12 protein-coding genes are annotated in these 18,517 nt (G+C 58.6%); 6 read left to right on the forward strand and 6 right to left on the reverse strand.

Annotated features, from left to right (window positions below):
* Positions 1-182 precede the first annotated feature (182 nt).
* A complete protein-coding gene (locus tag HMPREF2920_RS07755; protein WP_049190060.1) occupies positions 183-1,316 on the reverse strand; it encodes an Mrp/NBP35 family ATP-binding protein in 1,134 nt (377 codons plus the stop codon).
* A 319-nt stretch (positions 1,317-1,635) separates the two neighbouring features.
* Here HMPREF2920_RS07755 and HMPREF2920_RS07760 point away from each other — a divergent pair, with 319 nt between their 5' ends.
* Complete coding sequence (locus HMPREF2920_RS07760; protein WP_042388577.1) at positions 1,636-2,118, forward strand: YflT domain-containing protein; 483 nt, start codon at positions 1,636-1,638, stop codon at positions 2,116-2,118.
* A gap of 43 nt (positions 2,119-2,161) precedes the next feature.
* Here HMPREF2920_RS07760 and HMPREF2920_RS07765 read toward each other — a convergent pair whose 3' ends face one another.
* Positions 2,162-3,385 (reverse strand): magnesium and cobalt transport protein CorA, encoded by a 1,224-nt coding sequence (locus HMPREF2920_RS07765; protein ID WP_016422415.1) that lies wholly within the window; start codon positions 3,383-3,385, stop codon positions 2,162-2,164.
* Positions 3,386-3,428: 43 nt separating this feature from the next.
* On the opposite strand from HMPREF2920_RS07765, the gene HMPREF2920_RS07770 reads away from it, so the two are divergent.
* Positions 3,429-4,184 (forward strand): type 2 periplasmic-binding domain-containing protein, encoded by a 756-nt coding sequence (locus HMPREF2920_RS07770; protein ID WP_070854134.1) that lies wholly within the window; start codon positions 3,429-3,431, stop codon positions 4,182-4,184.
* A 384-nt stretch (positions 4,185-4,568) separates the two neighbouring features.
* Here the strand turns inward: HMPREF2920_RS07770 and HMPREF2920_RS07775 are convergent, their stop codons facing one another.
* From HMPREF2920_RS07775 to HMPREF2920_RS07785, 3 genes are all read right to left on the reverse strand, one after another.
* Positions 4,569-8,237, reverse strand: a complete 3,669-nt coding sequence (locus HMPREF2920_RS07775; RefSeq protein WP_070854135.1) for a multifunctional oxoglutarate decarboxylase/oxoglutarate dehydrogenase thiamine pyrophosphate-binding subunit/dihydrolipoyllysine-residue succinyltransferase subunit — start codon at positions 8,235-8,237, stop codon at positions 4,569-4,571.
* A 103-nt stretch (positions 8,238-8,340) separates the two neighbouring features.
* Positions 8,341-12,186: an ABC transporter ATP-binding protein gene (locus HMPREF2920_RS07780; protein WP_168168143.1), complete on the reverse strand. Its 3,846-nt coding sequence runs from the start codon at positions 12,184-12,186 to the stop codon at positions 8,341-8,343.
* A 91-nt stretch (positions 12,187-12,277) separates the two neighbouring features.
* Positions 12,278-13,096, reverse strand: coding sequence for a hypothetical protein (locus HMPREF2920_RS07785; protein WP_224783718.1), 819 nt, complete (start codon positions 13,094-13,096; stop codon positions 12,278-12,280).
* Positions 13,097-13,282: 186 nt separating this feature from the next.
* On the opposite strand from HMPREF2920_RS07785, the gene HMPREF2920_RS07790 reads away from it, so the two are divergent.
* Together HMPREF2920_RS07790 and HMPREF2920_RS07795 are read left to right on the forward strand one after the other, a co-directional pair.
* Positions 13,283-14,095, forward strand: a complete 813-nt coding sequence (locus HMPREF2920_RS07790) for a (2Fe-2S)-binding protein (RefSeq protein WP_070429350.1) — start codon at positions 13,283-13,285, stop codon at positions 14,093-14,095.
* A 198-nt stretch (positions 14,096-14,293) separates the two neighbouring features.
* Positions 14,294-15,127, forward strand: a complete 834-nt coding sequence (locus HMPREF2920_RS07795) for a hypothetical protein (protein ID WP_070643448.1) — start codon at positions 14,294-14,296, stop codon at positions 15,125-15,127.
* A gap of 28 nt (positions 15,128-15,155) precedes the next feature.
* Here HMPREF2920_RS07795 and HMPREF2920_RS07800 read toward each other — a convergent pair whose 3' ends face one another.
* Positions 15,156-15,710, reverse strand: coding sequence for a hypothetical protein (locus HMPREF2920_RS07800; protein ID WP_049190066.1), 555 nt, complete (start codon positions 15,708-15,710; stop codon positions 15,156-15,158).
* A 298-nt stretch (positions 15,711-16,008) separates the two neighbouring features.
* Here HMPREF2920_RS07800 and HMPREF2920_RS07805 point away from each other — a divergent pair, with 298 nt between their 5' ends.
* Complete coding sequence (locus tag HMPREF2920_RS07805) at positions 16,009-17,070, forward strand: chymotrypsin family serine protease (RefSeq protein ID WP_070854137.1); 1,062 nt, start codon at positions 16,009-16,011, stop codon at positions 17,068-17,070.
* A 255-nt stretch (positions 17,071-17,325) separates the two neighbouring features.
* Positions 17,326-18,465 (forward strand): trypsin-like serine protease, encoded by a 1,140-nt coding sequence (locus HMPREF2920_RS07810; protein ID WP_246821107.1) that lies wholly within the window; start codon positions 17,326-17,328, stop codon positions 18,463-18,465.
* The last annotated feature ends 52 nt before the right edge of the window (positions 18,466-18,517 follow it).

The raw sequence follows: 18,517 nt of genomic DNA on the forward strand, positions 1-18,517 counted from the left end.
TTTGCCACGAAAGTGTCATAAACCTAGTCAGTAAGTGCACGCAGCCGCTTTGATGGATGCACCACCGAAAGCGCCCACAACACATACGCCCCAGACACCGCAGCCACAAAAGCAGACGCCCCCTTCCCGGCACCGAAACTACCGGGGAGGGGGCGTCGCTGTGATCGTCGTAAAGCGAAGGCCTACTTCGGAGTCACGCCCAGGCCGAGCGACTTGCCTGCGAGCGACTCGCGACGAACAACCAGCTTGTCAGCGATGGCGTTCAGGGCCTCGCCCGCGCCCGAATCCGGCTTGGACAGGACAATCGGGGTGCCCTTGTCGCCGCCTTCGCGTAGCTCTGTGTCCAGCGGCACCTGGCCGAGCAGCTCGACCTTTCCGCCGGTGATCTGGGTAAGACGACGGGCAACGGTCTCGCCGCCGCCTGTGCCGAAGACCTCCATCTTGGAGCCGTCGGGCATTTCCATCCAGCTCATGTTCTCGATGACACCGGCGATGCGCTGGCGGGTCTGCAGCGAAATGGTGCCGGCGCGCTCTGCGACCTCGGCGGCGGCCATCTGCGGGGTAGTAACAATCAGCAGCTCAGCGTTCGGCACGAGCTGCGCCACGGAGATGGCGATGTCGCCGGTTCCCGGGGGCAGGTCGAAAAGCAGGACGTCCAGGTCGCCCCAGAACACGTCCGCGAGGAACTGCTGGATAGCGCGGTGCAGCATTGGCCCACGCCAGACAACCGGTGCGTTGTCGTCGACGAAGTGTCCGATAGAAATCAGTGACACGCCGTGCGCCTGCGGAGGCATGATCATGTCGTCGACCTGGTGTGGCTTTTCCTCGGAGCCCATCATGTGCGGAATGGAGTGTCCGTAGACGTCGGCATCGAGGACACCGACAGACAGGCCCTTCGCGGCCAGCGCGGCGGCGAGGTTCACGGTCACGGAGGACTTACCGACGCCACCCTTACCGGAGGCGACGGCGAACACGCGGGTGCGGGAGTCCGGCTGGGCGAATGGGATCACCGGCTCGGAGGCGGTGCCGCGGACGGCGTTGCGGAACTCGCGGCGCTGCTCGTCATTCATCACATCGGTGGTGACGGTGACGTTGCCAACGCCCTCGATACCGTTCAGCGCCTCTTCGGTGCGCTCGATGATGGTGTTTTTCATGGGGCAACCGGCGATGGTGAGGTAAATCTCCACGGCCACGTCATTGTTGTCCGCCACCGAGATGGACTTGACCATGCCAATCTCGGTAATCGGGCGACGTACCTCAGGATCTTCGACCTGCGCCAGGGCGGTGCGAACTTCAGCTTCAGTAATCGTAGACATTATGTAGTGAATCTTATCGTGAGACCCCGCAAGACAAAGAACTACTGACAAAATCAGTAGTTTGCCGCTTTACGACGGTCACAGCGACCAACCCTTCCGGCAAGAGCGGTGGCGGTGGAATGGGCGGCGGACCAGTCGGTGGAACAATTGCCAATCGTCTGACGTTGTCCTTGATAGAACGCCTTTTGGCGATAGTTTTAGCAATATTTTCAGCAACTGAGTCACCTTTTACTGTGACAACAACTGCAAGGGAACGGTGAGAGTACCGATGGCAAATGGGGAAGCGGGCAGCGGTTGGGGGAGCGGCCGGGAACAGAGCATGAAGTCCCGGTTGCCTCAGCGCCAGGTACCCGAGGGGTGGCCGGTGGGCAGTTTCACCAACTACTCCGACGCGCAGGCGGCGGTGGATTCGCTCAGTGATCGCGATGAGTTCCCGGTTTCCGACCTCACCATCGTCGGTGTTGACCTGATGCAGGTGGAGCGCGTGGTTGGCAGGCTGACCTGGCCGAAGGTGCTCGGCGGCGGCGCGCTGTACGGGCTGTGGATGGGCCTGTTCTTCGGCCTGATTCTGGGGCTTTTCCAGGAGGATTGGGTTAGTCCGCTGATTGTTGGCCTCGGTATGGGCGCCATCTTCGGCATCGTGCTGGCCGCAGTTCCGTACGCAATGCAAAACGGCAAGCGGGATTTCTCGAGCACAACGGAGATTGTTGCCCGTCGCTACGACGTCCTGTGCAATCCCCGCAATGCCGAGCGGGCCCGTGACCTGTTGGCGCAGCGGGCGCTCGGTGGGAATCGCGGGTAGGTTGCTGTATCCGTCGTAAAGCGATGCCTGCCAGAAGCAGTACCTACAGCCACTTGTTGCGGCGCAGGACCCACACCAAAAACGCCACGATGGCAAACATGATGGCGAGGACGATGAAGTAGCCGTACTCCCAGTGCAGCTCGGGCATGTGGTCAAAGTTCATGCCGTAGATGCCGGCCAGGGCGGTCGGGACGGCGAGAATAGCCGCGTACGCCGAGATGGTACGCATATCCTGGTTCTGCTGCAGCTGGATTTTCACGGCGGCGGCGTCGATGAGGGCGGAGAGTCGTTCGTCGAGTCCGGAGACGAGGTCCGCGGCGGCGAGCTGGTGGTCGAGCACATCGGAAAGGTAACGGCTGACGTCCTTAGGCATGATGTCTTCCCGCAGATTCATCAGGGAGCGCAGTGCCGGTGTCAGCGGATCGATCGCGTGGCGCATTTCCAGAATCTCTCGTTTGAGGATGTAAATGTCCTCAATATCCGAATCCAAGTTCGGCTCGAAGACTTCGTCTTCCATGATCTCCACGCGATCTTCCAGCTGCATAGCGATGCGCAGGTACGCATCGACGAGGTTGTCCGTCAGTGCCCACAGCACGCCCGCGGGGCCGTAGTCGATGGCGTCGGTGGTGTTCTCCACGCGTGCGCTAATGCGCTGCATATCCGAGCTAGGCATGCCCATGCGAATGGTGATGACGTACTCCGGGCCGATAACAATCATCAGCTGGCCGGAGCGAATAATCTCATTTTCGTCATCCGCGAGACCTTCCGGGGAGTAGTGAATCGAGCGAATTACAAAAACCACGTGATCATCGTGGATCTCAATCTTGGGACGCTGGCGGTTAGTCAGTGCGTCCTCCACCGTCAGCTCATCCAGCCCGTAAAGCTCAGCGATGGCATCCATCTGTGTCGCGTTGGGGCGCGACAACGACAGCCACGTGAAGCCCTCGCCAAAATTCCGTACCTCGGACAGCCCGGAGAAGTGGTCGTAGGTGCCGGGCAACCGCTTGCCGCCGATGTAGACGCCGCAATCGCGCAGGGCATCGCGCACCGCCCTCGACTGTCCTGTTCCTGTGCTTGACGACGAGCCGTTGGTGCGCGTCACCTTCGAGACAGCCGACTTCGCTGCGGATTTAGCCGCATTCGTCGCCCGAGCGGTTTTACCGGGTTTTGCTGTGGCCGACGGTTTTTGGCTTTGACTGGCCGAGCTAGTTCGCGGATTGCGAGCCTTCGCCGAAGCGCTGATGTTGCGGCTTTTCTCTTCGCCCATTCTGGGTGACCTCACAATCCGTTCGTAGGTTACGCTGGTGTCGATGATTGATTTTAGACGTGCGAACGCCGGGTTCCACTTTCGCATCCGCTCAATGGGGTGCAAGGGTAGCTCCACGGCTACTGCGTGCACTTTTACCGCCCTGGCATTGGTCACTGGGGCGACGGGGTTCGGTCTTGCCGCATGTTCTGATTTGGATCCGCAGATGCCCGTTCCTCCCGAGCAGGAGGCGGTAGTGACTGTCGGGGCAGACCTACGCAACCCTGAGCAAGCAGCTCTTGCGTACGTGTATGCGCAAAGCTTCGAGAGAATAGGGCGGCAAGCGGAGGTCGTCGGCATTCGCAATGCTGACGACCGGTTGCGGGCCGTACGCAATGAAGCGGTCCTGGTCTCCTTCGGATGCACAGGTGAGCTACTCGGCCTGAGCGACCCTGCGTCGGCGGCTTCACTGGCGGAGGAATACGCGGACGACTCCACCCCGGACAAGCAGTTCAGCGGCGGGTGGCGCGACCGCGTTTACGACGCTTTTTCGCGGTCGCTGCCGGGTGAAGTTATGGCCACCGACGCGGGCATGGCACAGGGCTGCGCAGATGTGTCAGCCGACAATGCTGGGGCTGACTTGCCGCAATGGCTTGTGCCTTTCTACGTCAAGCCAGCGCTGGACCGAGATGATCGAGTCCGCGTGCTCAATGAAATTGCGGGTTCGCTGAGCACTGAGGACTTAAAGCTGATGACCCGGGCTGTGGCTGGTGGCGCCAGCCCTGAGTTGGTCGCTCAAGAGTGGCTGGACAAGGCGTAGTCGGGGTCTTGGTTTGCTTTCCAGAGGACACGAAACAGACCCGCGAAGCCCCATATATGCAGGCCAGATGAAGGAAGCGGCACCCTCCCCAACAACTGCGGGCTACACATGTGAATACGGGCTGCAAATGTGAAACTGTGCGAGTTTATGACACTTTCATGCCATTTTTCGGGACATTTTTGTCATAAACGTAGTCAGTAACTCGCATTGAGGACTAAGTAGTAAATGGTGCCGACCCGGTGGCACGCCGACCGGACACGCTTTTTGACTATTCGCCCTTGATGCCTGGCAACGATCGCCCAAGCAACAGGAAAGGGGCTCCAACCGTTCGGTTGGAGCCCCTTAGCGTTTACACGCTAACTGGTGAAGACCAGTCAATGAGACCTACTTGAGAGCCTCTTCCAGCAGAGCCTTCTCCTCAATCTGGTGGACCTTAGCCACACCAGTTGCGGTGGAGGACTGTGCACGGCGGGAAACGCGGGTCAGCTTCGGCATATCCGGCAGAACCTCTGGGAGGTTCAGTGCCAGGAATGGCCACGGACCCTGGTTAGCCGGCTCATCCTGAACCCAGCGGACTTCCTCAAGATCCGGGTAGGACTCGAAGATGTCGCGGAGGCGGTTGTGCGGCAGCGGGTGCAGCATCTCCAGGCGAGCGATTGCAAGATCGTCGCGCTTGTCCTTCTTACGCTTCTTCTCCAGCTCCCAGTAGATCTTGCCGGAGCAGAGCAGCAGGGTCTTGATGCCGGACTTGTCCTTGGACTCGAAGTTCGGGTCATCGATGACTGAGCGGAACTTGTTCGGGTTGGTGAAGTCCTCGACAGCAGACGCTGCCATCTTGTTGCGCAGCATCGACTTCGGCGAGAACACAACCAGCGGACGGTGCAGGTCGGACAGGACGTGGCGACGCAGCAGGTGGAAGTAGTTAGCCGGCTCGGACGGCTGAGCAACGGTGTAGGAGCCCTCGGCTGCCAGCTGCAGGAAGCGCTCGATACGTGCCGAAGAGTGGTCCGGGCCCATGCCCTCGTAGCCGTGCGGTAGCAGCAGGATCAGCTTGGAGGTCTGACCCCACTTGGCCTCGCCGGAGGAAACGTACTGGTCAATGGTGGTCTGAGCGCCGTTGGCGAAGTCACCGAACTGTGCTTCCCAGAACACTGCTGCGTCCGGGTTACCCAGGGTGTAGCCGTACTCGAAGCCCATGCCTGCGTACTCGGTCAGAGCCGAGTTGTAGATCATGAAGCGGCCGCCGTTCTTGGACTTACCGTAGGCGTCGATCGGGTTGTATTCCGAACCGTCCTCGGAGTCAATCAGAACTGCATGGCGAGAGGTAAAGGTACCGCGGCGGACATCCTCACCTGCGAAGCGGACGTCGATGCCAGCACCGGTGAAGGAGCCGATTGCCAGCAGCTCGGCCATACCCCAGTCGATGCCACCTTCCTGAGTCATCTCCGCGCGCTTCTTAGCGACCGGCGCAACACGCGGGTGAATCTTGAAGCCCTCAGGGAGGTTGACGTAGGACTGACCAATCTCGACGATTTCAGCCTTGTCGATGCCGGTCTTGAGACCGTGCGGCAGCGGCTGAGAACCGGCGATACCGGTCTGCTCGCCCGGCTTTGCGTCCTGAGCTGCGCGAACCTCGTTGAAGACCGCTTCCATCTGGTCGTGGAAGTCTCGGCGTACTGCTTCGTACTCTTCCTCGGAGATGTCACCGCGACCGATGAGGTCCTCGGTGTACTGAGCACGAACGCTTTCCTTCTCGTCGATGATCTTGTACATCAGCGGCTGAGTCATGGACGGGTCATCGGCCTCGTTGTGGCCGCGCTTGCGGTAGCAGACCAGGTCGATGAAGACGTCCTTGCCGTAGCGGTTACGGTACTCAACAGCCAGCTGGCCGACCCAGACGACAGCCTCCGGGTCGTCACCGTTGACGTGGAAGACCGGGCAGCCGTATGCCTTGGCGATGTCGGTTGCGTAGTAGGAGGAACGACCGGAGTCCGGCGAAGTGGTGAAGCCAATCTGATTGTTCACCACGATGTGGACGGTACCGCCGACCTTGTAACCACGCAGGGACATGAGGTTCAGGGTCTCCTGGACAATGCCCAGGCCGGCGAAGGATGCGTCACCGTGCAGCAGCAGCGGCATGACGGAGTAGCCCTCTTCGCCCTTGTTGATCTTGTCCTGGCGTGCACGAGCAAGACCCTCAACGACCGGGTTGACGGCCTCGAGGTGGGACGGGTTCGCAGTCAGGGTGACGTCAATCTCGCCCTCGCCGAACATCTGGATGTGACGGCCAGTAGTACCCAGGTGGTACTTGACGTCACCAGAACCGCCGACCTGTGCCGGGTCGATGTTGCCTTCGAACTCGGTGAAGATCTGGCGCAGTGGCTTGCCGACGATGTTTGCGAGCACATTCAGTCGACCGCGGTGTGGCATACCGATGACGACCTCATCCAGGCCAGCGCCAGCAGCGGTGTCAATGGCGGAGTCCATCAGCGGAATCAGCGACTCTGCGCCCTCAAGGGAGAAGCGCTTCTGGCCGACGTACTTGGTCTGCAGGAAGTTCTCGAATGCCTCAGCGGCGTTCAGCTTCTGCAGGATGTACTTCTGCTCAGCGTGGGACGGCTTTGGCTGGCCGCCCTCAATGCGCTCTTCCAGCCACTCGCGCTCTTCGCGGTCGAGGATGTGAGCGTACTCGGAACCGACCTTGAGGCAGTATGCGTTCTGCAGGCGCGAGAGAACCTCGCGCAGCGTCATCGTCTCCTTGCCGCCGAAACCACCGACGTTGAAGGTACGGTCCAGATCCCACAGGGTCAGACCGTGCTCCTCAATATCGAGGTCAGCGTGGTTCGGAGCGGAATCACTCGGCTGGTCAGAACGCAGCGGGTCGATATCAGCCAGCAAGTGACCGCGGGAGCGGTAGGCCTCAATCAGACGCATAACGCGGGTGTTCTTGTCGATACCCGTGTTCGGCAGATCCTGTGCCCAACGGATTGGGGTGTAGGGGACGCGCATGGTCTGGAAGATGTGGTCCCAGAACTTGTCGTCGACGAGCAGGTTGCTCATCGTGCGCAGGAACTCACCGGACTCTGCACCCTGGATAATGCGGTGATCGTAAGTAGAGGTGATGGTCACCAGCTTGCCGATGCCCATCTCTGCCAGACGGTCAGCGGAAGCACCAGCGAACTCAGCCGGGTAATCCATGGAACCGACACCGATAATCGCGCCCTGGCCCTTGGTCAGGCGCGGGACGGAGTGGCGGGTACCGATGCCGCCCGGGTTGGTCAGGGAAATGGTGACACCCTGGAAGTCCTTACCGGTCAGCTTGCCGTGGCGAGCACGAACGACGATGTCCTCGTAGGCGTCGACGAACTGCTTGAAGGTCAGGGTCTCACACTCGCGGATAGCGGCAACTACGAGCGAGCGAGAGCCGTCCTTAGCTGGCATATCAATAGCCAGGCCGAGGTTAATGTGCTCCGGGGTAACCAGAACTGGCTTGCCGTCAACCACCTTGTAGTTGTTGTTCATGTCCGGGTGGAGCATGACAGCCTTCACCATGGCGTAACCAATGATGTGGGTGAAGGAAATCTTGCCACCGCGGGCGCGTGCCAGATGATTGTTAACCAGGGTGCGGTTTTCAAACATCAGACGTGCCGGCATATCGCGAACCGACGTAGCGGTCGGCATCTCCAGGGAGACATCCATGTTCTTAGCGATAGCCCGTGCGACGCCCTTCAGAGGCTCCTCGCCGGATTCAACAGCCGAAACCTTGGCTGCTGCATCCATTGGGGACTTCTTTGGCTTCGGGGACGCCGGCTTGTTCGGGGTCTTAGTTGGTTCGACCCCCTTGGATTCACGACGTCCGGTTGCCTTAGCTTCCTCCTTCGTGGCTGCTGCTGGCTTTGCCATATTGGAAAGGTCCTCGCCCTTTTGGGACGGGGTGTGGGTTGCGAAGAATTCGCGCCATTCCTGACCCACAGATTGTGGATCCTTCTGGAATTGCTGGTACATCTCGTCGACCAGCCATTCGTTCTGGCCGAAGCTCATGTCGCTGCTCACGGCAGGTACTCGCCTCTTTTCGTCTTAGTTTTACTAACTCACGTTTATTCTAATTAGCGCAAGTGTCAAAGTGTCATTCAAGGATAACGAAAATTCTGAATTACTACACCGTCGCGCTCCCCATATGGTACTTGCTCCAAAGCTCTGCGTATTGGCCACCCGCCGCTAGGAGCTCGTCATGGGAGCCGTCCTCGACAATACGCCCGTGGTCAAGTACCAAAATCCGGTTGGCCCGAGCCGCTGTAGCCAGGCGGTGGGCCACAATAATTGCCGAGCGTTGACGCGACGCACGGTCAGTGGCTTCAAGGATTGCCGACTCTGTTGCAGGGTCGAGTGTCGCGGTGGCTTCGTCGAGAAGCAGCAGTTCAGGACGCATCATTTCGGCACGAGCGAGTGCGATGAGCTGACGCTGTCCGGAGGAGAGCCCTCGGCCATCTGGGCCGACGGGGTGGTGGAAGCCACCGGGCAGGCTGGCAATGGTGCTGAGGGCACCGACGTTTTTCGCGGCCTGCTGAATTTCAGCATGACTGCTGTCCGGTAGACCGTAGGAAATATTTGTTGCTACTGTCCCCGAAAACAGGTGTGATTCTTGGGGGACATAGCCGAGGGTGCGTCGCCAATCGTTAAGAGGGAAGTCGCGGATGTCAGTTTCGGAGGCTCGCACCACACCGTCAACTGGATCGTAGAACCGAGCAAACAACTTAATGATTGTTGATTTTCCGGCGCCCGTGGATCCGACAATTGCGACTGTTTCTCCGGCAGGAATCTGCAAATCGAGAGCATCGAGAACCTGCGGGCGTTCGTGCTCAGAGTCGGCGGCGGAGTAGGAGAAAGTTACCTTGTCTAAGCGCAGGTCGCCAGCAGCTGCGCGGGACGCGCTGTCAGTAGTGCCGTGATCTGGCATGGGGGCGGTCTGTAGGAGGTCATCAATGCGATTGAGGCCGACCTTCGCCTGCTGGTAGCCGTCGAAAACATGGGACAGCTGCTGAATCGGGCCAAAGAGCATTCCTAGGTACAGCGTGAAGGCGACGAGTACGCCGGGCGTCGTGGTTCCCGAAGCAACCTGTTGGGCACCGACAGCCAATACCGCGGCTGTTGCCAACTCAGAGACGAAGTTGATGCCGGGGAAGAATAGAGCCACGGCCAGCTGCGCTCGCTGACGGATTGCGCGGTACTTGTTGGATTCCTCGGCAAAGGAAGATTCGATATCGGCGACACGGTGGTACATCTGAATCTCGCGAAGCCCACCAATGGTCTCCTGAAAATCAGCGTTGACCAAGGAGAGCTGCTCGCGTGCAGCCTTGTATAAGCGCGAGGAGATTCGGCGGAATACCAGGGTGGCCACCACAATGATGGGAAGGGACGCCAACGCCACCGCGGCGAGTGACACCTGTGTGGCAAGCAACAGCACTGAGACACCGAGCAGAGTGAACGTGGCAATCGCGCCCTCTGCCAATCCCGTTTGTAGGAAGGAGGACAGCGCGTCGATGTCGGTTGTCATCCTCGTCATGATGGCACCCGAGCGATTGGCCTCGAAGTAGTTAATGCCAAGCGACTGCAGGTGGCGGTAGCAGCGCACACGCAGGGCATAGAGCAGCCGCTCACCAGTGCGCGCAGTAATAACAGCATTTGTGGCTACGGCAATCCAGCTGATGAGGACTGTCGCCAAACCGCCTGCGGCGCAGGCCCACAACACGGCTTCATTGTGCTCACGGATGCCGTGGTCAATGGCGTAGCGCACGAGCATGGGGAACGCGAGATCGGCAACGGCAATGAGGGCCAGCAGCGCAATGACGCTTATAAATAGGCCGCGGACGTAGGAGAGCAGCCGGCGCAGAGAAAAAGGCTCGGAGTTGTCGAGTGCTCGAGCTGGTACACGCGGTTTTTCGCTAGCGGGTGGGAGGTTTCGCACACGCTCGAGAAGCTCTGGCGTCGCAGGAGCATTGGCGAGAGCCGCCCCCATGCCGCCACGCCCGCCGCCGCGACCACCGGGACCACCAGGGCCACCGGGTCCACCTGGACCGCCTCCGGCTTGGCCTACCCCGCGGGTCATTTGAGAAGTGGCGTCTCTGGGAAGCCGCGCAGAGGTGTCTGACGTGGAGTCGTCGGAGGTTGGTGCGGATTCGTCGGGCCAGAGTTCCTCGGGGCTGGGGTCCTCACTGTCGATGGGGTCGAGAACGAGGTTTTCGATTTCGGGGTAGGCACTCTGGTCGATGTCCATCAGCTCGGTGAAGCGCGGATGAGAAGTAATCAGTTCGGCCTTGGTTCCAATGCCGGTAATGGCACCGTCTTCGAAAATGGCGATGTGGTCCGCCTGCTCGAGAGTGGAAGATCGATGCGCCACGATGACGATAGTCGTATCTGCCAGCTGTGAGGTCAGCGCGTTGAAGATTTCCAACTCAGTTGCAGCATCGATTGCTGAGGTTGCGTCATCGAGAACCAAAACTCGAGGACGGGCGAGGAATGCCCGTGCTAATGCCACGCGTTGAGCTTGTCCGCCGGAGAGATTATGCCCGCGCTCGCCGATGGCTGTGTCCCACCCCTGAGGCAGGTCGTCGACGAAGTTGACCTGGGCGGCGGTCGCTGCGGCGATAATCTCTTCCTGGGACGCCGCGGGATTGGCGAATGCGATGTTCTCACGCAACGTGCCCGCAAATAGATAAGGAGAGTCCGGAACGACAGTAATAGCGTCATATACGTCGCTGGAGAGAATGCGCGCGGTATCTGTGGATGTGCCGTGGCTGGGCGCATCGATAGTGATAGTTCCCGAATCCGGCAGATAGTGACGGCCGAGTAACTCCGTGGCGATAGTCTTTCCGGACCCCGGTGGGCCAATCAACGCTAAGGTCGCCCCTGGCGCGACGGAGAATGAGACATCGTCGATAAGCGTGCGTCCGCCACGGCTGTGGGTGACGTGGTTGAAGCTGATGCCAACGGGGCCGTCGGGGAGAGGAAGCGCGTCGGTGGGTTCGGGGTTGTCTGGTCGGGCGTCGATGACATCGGAAATGCGGTCGATGCTTGCCGACGTCAGCTGTATCGAGATGACCATGTTGGAGACCAGACGCGACAGGGCAGTCAGGCTGGTGAGATACGTGGCAAAAGCTACGAACGTGCCTAGGGTGATGTGTCCGTGAATCGCTAGCCAGCCACCGACCGCGATATTTCCGACGAGGGACAGTTGCGGCAACGACTGCAGCGCCGGTTGGAATCGAGCGCTGAGTTTTGCCGCTCGCAGGCGGAGGGAATAGAGCAGAGACGAGTTACGCTCCATCTTCACAACTTCGTTGTCACCCTGCGCAAACGCCTTGACAACACGGATGCCGGAAACGGTTTCCTCGACTTGTCCGGCAATCTCGCCTGCTTGCTGTTGGGCAGCCCAGGTTGCGGCATGGAGTTTGTCACGCGAATTCACTGCAATGTAGACAATCGCTGGCACCACGGCGAGGCCGACCAGCGTCAGGGGCAGCGAGAGGGCGAGCATGATGCCGATAGTGATGAACAGCTTGACGACGGACCCCAGCGTCAACGGCAACATCGCCAGTAGTCCGGACACCGCCTGGAGGTCGGAAATTGACCGCGATACAACCTGGCCTGTGTTGACTCGGTCTTGTGCTGGACCATCGAGGTTTTGTAGGGAGCGAAGGATTTTTAGTCGCAGGTCGTGCTGAACATCAATGGAGAGTTTGCCGGAGAAGAATCTGCGCCCCACCTGGGCGATGAAGCGTACTAACGCGATGGCCAGAAATACGGAAATGACTGCCTGCAGGGGAGTTAGGGAAGGCAGCAGGCGCGCGGGGACACCGCCATCGGAAGAGCCCGTTGCCACATCAATGGCATCTCTAGTGAGAAGCGGAAGTACGGACTCCACCCCGACAACGATTAGCGCTGCAACAACGACACCATAGAGCGGTAGCGGCCTGTGAAGAGACTGTTTCCACAAGAACTTCATGGGAGAGGTTCTGAGGGGTTTGCTCTGGGCCATGGTGGGTACCGCTCTTCCATTGAAAAACGTCGCTGAAGGGTAATCGGGGTAAGAGGAACTACTTATTCTTCTTTTTCTTCGGCCACTTCAGCGCCGAGGGAATAGAGAACCTCGATGACTTTGAGTCCTTCTTCGAGTCTTCAGAGGTGTTGGATTTAGCCGGTAGCTTTCGTTCAAAGTCCGACCAATCCTGGGGAAGTGGGCCCAGAGATGCGCGAGTGGAACTGATAAGAATGCCACCGAGCTTGCGGTTTGCGGAGGCCCCAACCACGGCGCCAATTCCAAATGGCAAAATCTTGCCGATGATGGCCAGACGAGCGTTCTTCATCAAGCGCTTGCGTGCCTCGCGAATTAGCAGACGGTTTGCTGCACCCAGCTGCGGAACGCCAAGCCGTGGCAGTAGGGAATTCACGGAAGTTTTGGTCTGCTTCCGCAGCGATTCCTCGCCAAGCAGGGAGGCCATAATAGCTGTCCCTTCAGAACCGCTCATGGCCGCAAGAATCAGCGTGCGACGGCGTTGTGGATCGGTGATGTCAATATTGCGCAGGGTTGCTGAGGCCAGTGTGTACCAGGCTGATGCTTCCAGGAACAGCAGTGATTCACCGGTAACCGCAGCCAAGCCCGTAATCATGCCGACGCCGGGAAGAACTGCGCTGCCGCCAGCTGCACCACCGGTGCCGGTGACCAGGTTCAGGTAGTGGGAATCAATACGTTCCTGTACCTGCGCCGGAGTTTCATCTTTTTTGCGCTTGTGCAGGGAACTGACGTACCCGGTGATGGCAGATGACTGCCAGCTCATGGTCTTATCCAGGGTTTGGATAAGAAGGGTTCCCAGTTTTCCGGCATCACGTTCGATTGCTTCGGGGGTTGAGTTCACTGCATCAGTTACTGTGCGAGTTGAATCCTTCTTCGTCTTTTGGAACAAAGTAGTAGACCTCCTAAACGGGTCCGTTGAGAGCCATATGCCCATATAAACACTACTGAGCTGTGGGGAAATTCCGTAGTCGGTGGAAAAATAGACACGTGTACGGCGACTACCACAGCGGATAGAAGGGCGAGACTGGTGAACGATGTCATGCGGGGCGCCGCATTGCCTCCCGAGTACTCCCAGCTTTTGGCGGACTTTCCTCGGTTTTCCGCAGATGTCATGCCTCACGACGGCGCTGCGGAGTGGCACCTTTCTACCGAAGCTGTAGCCGCCGGAATTGAGGCCGGGAGAAGGCTGTTTCCCATGCCCGAGGTTGAGGTGGATACCCGTTTCCAGGCCCAGTTGTGGTGGTGGTCCATGTGCGGAGCATTGGTAGGGCCATCGCTGGCATGCGTGTTGGTTTCCGATCGAGTTCCAGTGTGGCAGTGGTCTTCTTGGTTCACATTTCTCCGAGATGACTATTGGGTCGGGTTCCAAGCTCAACAGTTTGAAAGCATTTCTGCTGAGGATGCGGATGAGCTGAAGGATTCCGGCGAAGCACTGGCCCATTTCTTGGAGCCGTTGGCTCAGGTTGTTGGAGAAGTCGGGGAAATCAAGCCTGCTCCTCTTTGGGCCGTGGCTGCCGATGCCGTAGCTAATGCCGCAATATCCGCCGGTAATGAGCTGATGGAGCCCTGGCGCGGAGCGCTTATTGGCAAACATGTCGTTGAGGGAGTACAGCGAGTACATAAGGTCCCTCTTCCTCGTTTCATGGATTCCTGTGGAGGCGAGGTGCGCCCCTGGGATGAAGCCGCTGCTGAATCGGGAGAAGAACCGGACTTCGATGTAGTTACTCACCTGGAGAGAGCTACTTGCTGCATGATTTATCACAGCCCAGACGCCGATCTGTGTGTCTCGTGTCCGAAACGTTCGCGTGAGGAACGCCATCAGCTCTGGGCACGCTACTGAGCGCTCTGTTTTCGAGAATCGACAGCTGGCGGCCTGCCCCTCAACCGGCCGCGTTGGCGGCTTTGATGTAGCACGCGCACTGCCGGCGTGATCTTTCGCAACAATTGTCGGGGGCATGAGCCGCCCCATGATTGCGCGTTTGTCGCTACGATTGGCTGCGGGTAGAGGCCAATTATCTTTCAAGGGAGGATTCCACCCATGAGCTTTTTCGAGCAGATTGCTGCGGCACTGGACCGCGAGGGCATTGAAAGTCGTGTCAACGATGACACCCTCTTCGTTCCCATTACCTCTGACCTGGAGGTTCAGTTCGTCACCATTGATGAGGACATCCCGGCTGCCGAAGTTTACGTAGCCGCTGCCGATGTGGATGATGAGGACGACGAGTTCGAAGCTGTTCTGGTCTCCGCTGTATTCTCCGTCGAAGACGCCGTCGCAGCAGTCGCTCACCATGTAGCTACTGACCAGGTTGTTGGCCTGCTTCGCACTCTGCTCGATGGCGACGATGACCGCATTGCTGACCTGGAGTTTGAACAGGACCCCGAAGAGGCAACTCTGGTTACCTCCGAAGTTGGTACCTCCTCGTTGGTGCAGGTTTTGGTAACTGCCCACAACAACGAGCCCAGCGCACACGTCCGCTTCATCTCTCAGGACGCGAACTTGGACGACATTGTCGACCAGGCCATCGCAGAGTTCTGGGACTCGGACACCGAAACGGTTCTCACCGATGATGACCGTCGCAAGATGTTCGCTGACCTCTACTCTGACATCCAGACCTTGCGCAATGAGGTTCTGACGCTGGGCACCTTCAAGGACTTTGACAAGCTGATGGATGTCCTTGCGCTCGTGGTAGACCGCGCAGAGGAATGGGAAGATCAGCTGGCACCCGTCGATGACGGGTACGCGGAGTATATCTACTCTGATCACGTTGCCTCCTTGGACGGGGAAGATGATGACGATGACGACGATGATGACCTCTATGACGATGGCGACTATGACGACGAGGACGACGAAGAAGGCGACGACAGCGAGTAGCCGTACTGTGGCAGCACTGTGACCAGTGCTAAGCCGCTGATGGGCGAGAAGAAAAGAGCTCGTTAGGACACGGCAGTGGCCGCGCGTCCCTGGTGCCAATCCAGCTATAACGGCGCCCGGGGAGTGCGAGGTCAGTGCCGTTTTCGTGTATCTTGCTGCAGTCCTGCGCACGATGGAGTGCCTCAGCCACAGCCCGAGTACGTCGGCGGTTTTCTTCCCGCGTCCGATTCGAACCGCCAATTCCGCGGAGGACTACCTCCGATGAGGATTCCACCTTGACGGAAACGGAGTACATGAACATGGGCTCATCCTTCAGGATGAAGTATTCCGCGTGCACGTCGGCAAGCTGGGAGACCAGTGCGCGAGGAAGCGCTATCCGTGACGCGCGGACGGTGACCACAGGCCCGTCGGGAAGCGAGAAGGTGTGATCTAGCGCGCCGGGCGAATGCCTACGGCCGATGGTGGGGTGGCAGAGGATTGTGCGGATGAGGTCGAGGTCTTCGAAACATTCTGCACGGTAGGTAGCGGATAGTGGGGGAAGAGCTAGGCGGCGATGAATGGGAAACTCGTCTGCTGTGTTCATGGTTCACAAGTTATCGAACACCCCGGACTCACATTTTCGAACATATAGAACTAATGTTCGAGATATGTTTAGCATCAATTGGCTACCCAAGTGGGGGTAGTCAATTGGCTAGGTGCCTGGTGTTATTGCAGGGACATGTGGGGTTGTGGAAACGATTCGATAACGACTTTTGTAAAAGTCCAAGAGTCTGAGAAAACGCTATTTCTGGGGGTGGGGTGGTGGATTAGTGTGGGGGATGGCCCTAAAGGAAAACTAAAAATTTGAAAGATTCGTCTCAATGAAGCACGCAAGAAGTCGAATGGCGGTATCGGCTTTCGCAGCACTTTTGTCCTTAGCAGCCCCGGTCGCGGCACATGCTGTCGTGGTTGGTCCGGGTGACCCGATTCGAACTCCCATGGAGGGAAGCCCGTGGGATGGGCACCGAAATGTCAACTCGCCGATGTGTTCGGCGGGTGTTCCGGGAACGGTGACGGACCGCAATGGGGAAAAGCATCGGGTCATGTTGACCGCAGGGCACTGTGTGAATGATGCTCCGGATGTGGGTCTGCCAATCGTTACCGGTGAGGTGTATGTGCCAACCACCGAAGGCGATAAGCGCATTGGTACGACAGGTGCTCACCGTTGGGAAGTGCCGCAGGAAGATGCCGGACTGGGGTCGTTGCCGGCGGCCTTTAATGGTGCAGACTATGGAGTAATCAACCTTGATCCAGACGTAGAAACTACCGGCGCAAGTTACTCCATCGATGAAAATGGTCAGAGCTACGGGGAGCCTGTAGCGATGACTGGCATTCAAGACAATGAAGATCTGCCGCGTGGCGAGGTCTCCTTCGATAATTTTGGCAAACCTATCTGTAAGGACGGCATGCGTACCGGACGTGCCTGTGGCTATCAGGTATTCCGGGCTCGAAACGGCATTTGGACGGTTGGTATCGGCGTTGACCACGGTGACTCGGGCGGAAATGCCTACGATCCGACCACAAATGAAGTTATTGGCGTGAATTCGATGACCTTCGGTCCGGTCTCGCGTGTGATGCCCGCGGATATTGCCATCCAGGAGGCCTACGGCATTCCCGACGGTCAAGTAAACGACCACTTCGAGGTATCGGATTCCACGGCTCAGCGCGACTCCACCTATCGCACCCTCAACGAGGATATGGCGGCGGATCAGGAGTACGCCCGGACGCAGAATTCGCAGGGTTCTCAGGAAGGTTCTGTACCGCAGTTAACTGATCTTGTGGACCAGTTGCCGCAGTCGCCGCAACTGCCTGAGCTGCCACAATCGCCCCAATTGCCACAATCGTCACAGCCGTTTGAGCTGCCTCAGTTGGCAGAAATTCAGCTTCCAAGCTTTGAGGGCTAGCACCAGTCTGAGAATCTGACAAAAATCACCCCCGAACCGTTAAGAGAGCCAGAATCATCCAAGGCGGATGGTTCTGGCTCTTGCATTGCTGTTGAACAAACTTTTTGATGCGTAATGCGCGTGCCGTGAAGGCGATTGAACGGTTCCTCGACTGAGAATTTCACCCTAGGTTCCATTTTTGGAGAGCTTTGTAAAGGTGTCCCTAATACACTGAGTGGGACAAGTTTTCTGTACAGAAATGGAGTAGCGCACACTATGGCCAGTTCGAAGAAGGTCGCCACACTTACGGCTGCACTGTCGGTAGCTGCAGGTGGCTTTGTGCCCGGAATCGCGGTAGCTGAGGCTGCACCGGCAAACTCGGATGTTGTCATCGGCCCGGGCTCGCCGTTGCGAATGCCGTTCCCGAGCAGCAAGAACATCGATGGACGTCATGTTCAGTCCCCGATGTGCTCTCTGGGAGTTCCTGGCACCGTTGTGGATCAGAATGGCGTTTCGCATCGTGTCATCATGACTGCCGGCCACTGTGTTGTGGCGAAGGATACTGAAACCGGCGAAGAGGTCACCGGCCAGTTCTTCATCCCAACCAAGGATGGCGACAGGCTGGTCAACAAGGACTACATGGGCACCGATGTCATGCCGGAAGAGGGTGACTTCGACGAAAACACCACTATGCCGGAGTTCTTCAACGACCTCTTCAATAGCGGTGACTACGGCATCATTGAGGTTCAGGACGACATCAAGACCACCTCTATGTCCCACTCTGTTGATGAGTTCGGCAACGTCCACGGCGAGCCGGTTCAGATCGTCGGTATCGAGGACAAGCGCACTCTCGAGCCGATGGAGATTTCCTTCGACAACCTCGGTGAGCCCGTGTGCACCGACGGTTCCCGTACCGGCCGTGGCTGCGGCTTCCAGGTCTTCCGAGTCCGCAATGGTGTCTGGGCTATCGCTCCGATTGACCACGGCGATTCGGGCGGAAACGCTTTCAACCCGGAGACTCGCGAGGCCATTGGCGTTAACTCCATGGGCATCGGCCCGCTGAGTCGCTTCCAGCCGATTGACGTTGCTCTTGAAGAGCAGTACGACATCCCGGACGGCCAGGTCAACGAGCGCTTCAAGGTAGAGACCTCCACTGAACCGCAGTCCGAGTTCCGCACGATTGACGAGGACTCCCAGTACACCAAGCAGCACGTCCCACAGGAAGAGCCGGAGCTGGGCCCGATTGGCGAGCTGCTCCCAGAGGGCGTCGAGGTCCCGCCGGAGATTGCCGACATCATCTCGGAGAGCCCGTCTCTCCCGGAGCTGCCGATTCCGGAGCTGTCGGGTGCGACCGCTCAGGCAACGCAGTCTGTCAGCAACATTTCCTCGCAGGCGAACCTGCCGAGCCTGTTCTAATCAGGTCACCGCAGTCTCGTAGATAGGGCGTTCGCTTTACGACGCTCCGTTC

The organism is Corynebacterium sp. HMSC075F02 (genome assembly GCF_001838335.1).
Taxonomy (GTDB): Bacteria; Actinomycetota; Actinomycetes; order Mycobacteriales; family Mycobacteriaceae; genus Corynebacterium; species Corynebacterium jeikeium_D.

Bases quoted from the DNA above. Each gene is read 5' to 3' on its own strand.
- HMPREF2920_RS07755 (WP_049190060.1), bottom strand. From the start codon at position 1,316: ATGTCTACGATTACTGAAGCTGAAGTTCGCACCGCCCTGGCGCAGGTC.
- HMPREF2920_RS07760 (WP_042388577.1), top strand. From the start codon at position 1,636: ATGAAGTCCCGGTTGCCTCAGCGCCAGGTACCCGAGGGGTGGCCGGTG.
- HMPREF2920_RS07765 (WP_016422415.1), bottom strand. From the start codon at position 3,385: ATGGGCGAAGAGAAAAGCCGCAACATCAGCGCTTCGGCGAAGGCTCGC.
- HMPREF2920_RS07770 (WP_070854134.1), top strand. From the start codon at position 3,429: ATGATTGATTTTAGACGTGCGAACGCCGGGTTCCACTTTCGCATCCGC.
- HMPREF2920_RS07780 (WP_168168143.1), bottom strand. From the start codon at position 12,186: ATGAAGTTCTTGTGGAAACAGTCTCTTCACAGGCCGCTACCGCTCTAT.
- HMPREF2920_RS07795 (WP_070643448.1), top strand. From the start codon at position 14,294: ATGAGCTTTTTCGAGCAGATTGCTGCGGCACTGGACCGCGAGGGCATT.
- HMPREF2920_RS07800 (WP_049190066.1), bottom strand. From the start codon at position 15,710: ATGAACACAGCAGACGAGTTTCCCATTCATCGCCGCCTAGCTCTTCCC.
- HMPREF2920_RS07805 (WP_070854137.1), top strand. From the start codon at position 16,009: ATGGCGGTATCGGCTTTCGCAGCACTTTTGTCCTTAGCAGCCCCGGTC.
- HMPREF2920_RS07810 (WP_246821107.1), top strand. From the start codon at position 17,326: ATGGCCAGTTCGAAGAAGGTCGCCACACTTACGGCTGCACTGTCGGTA.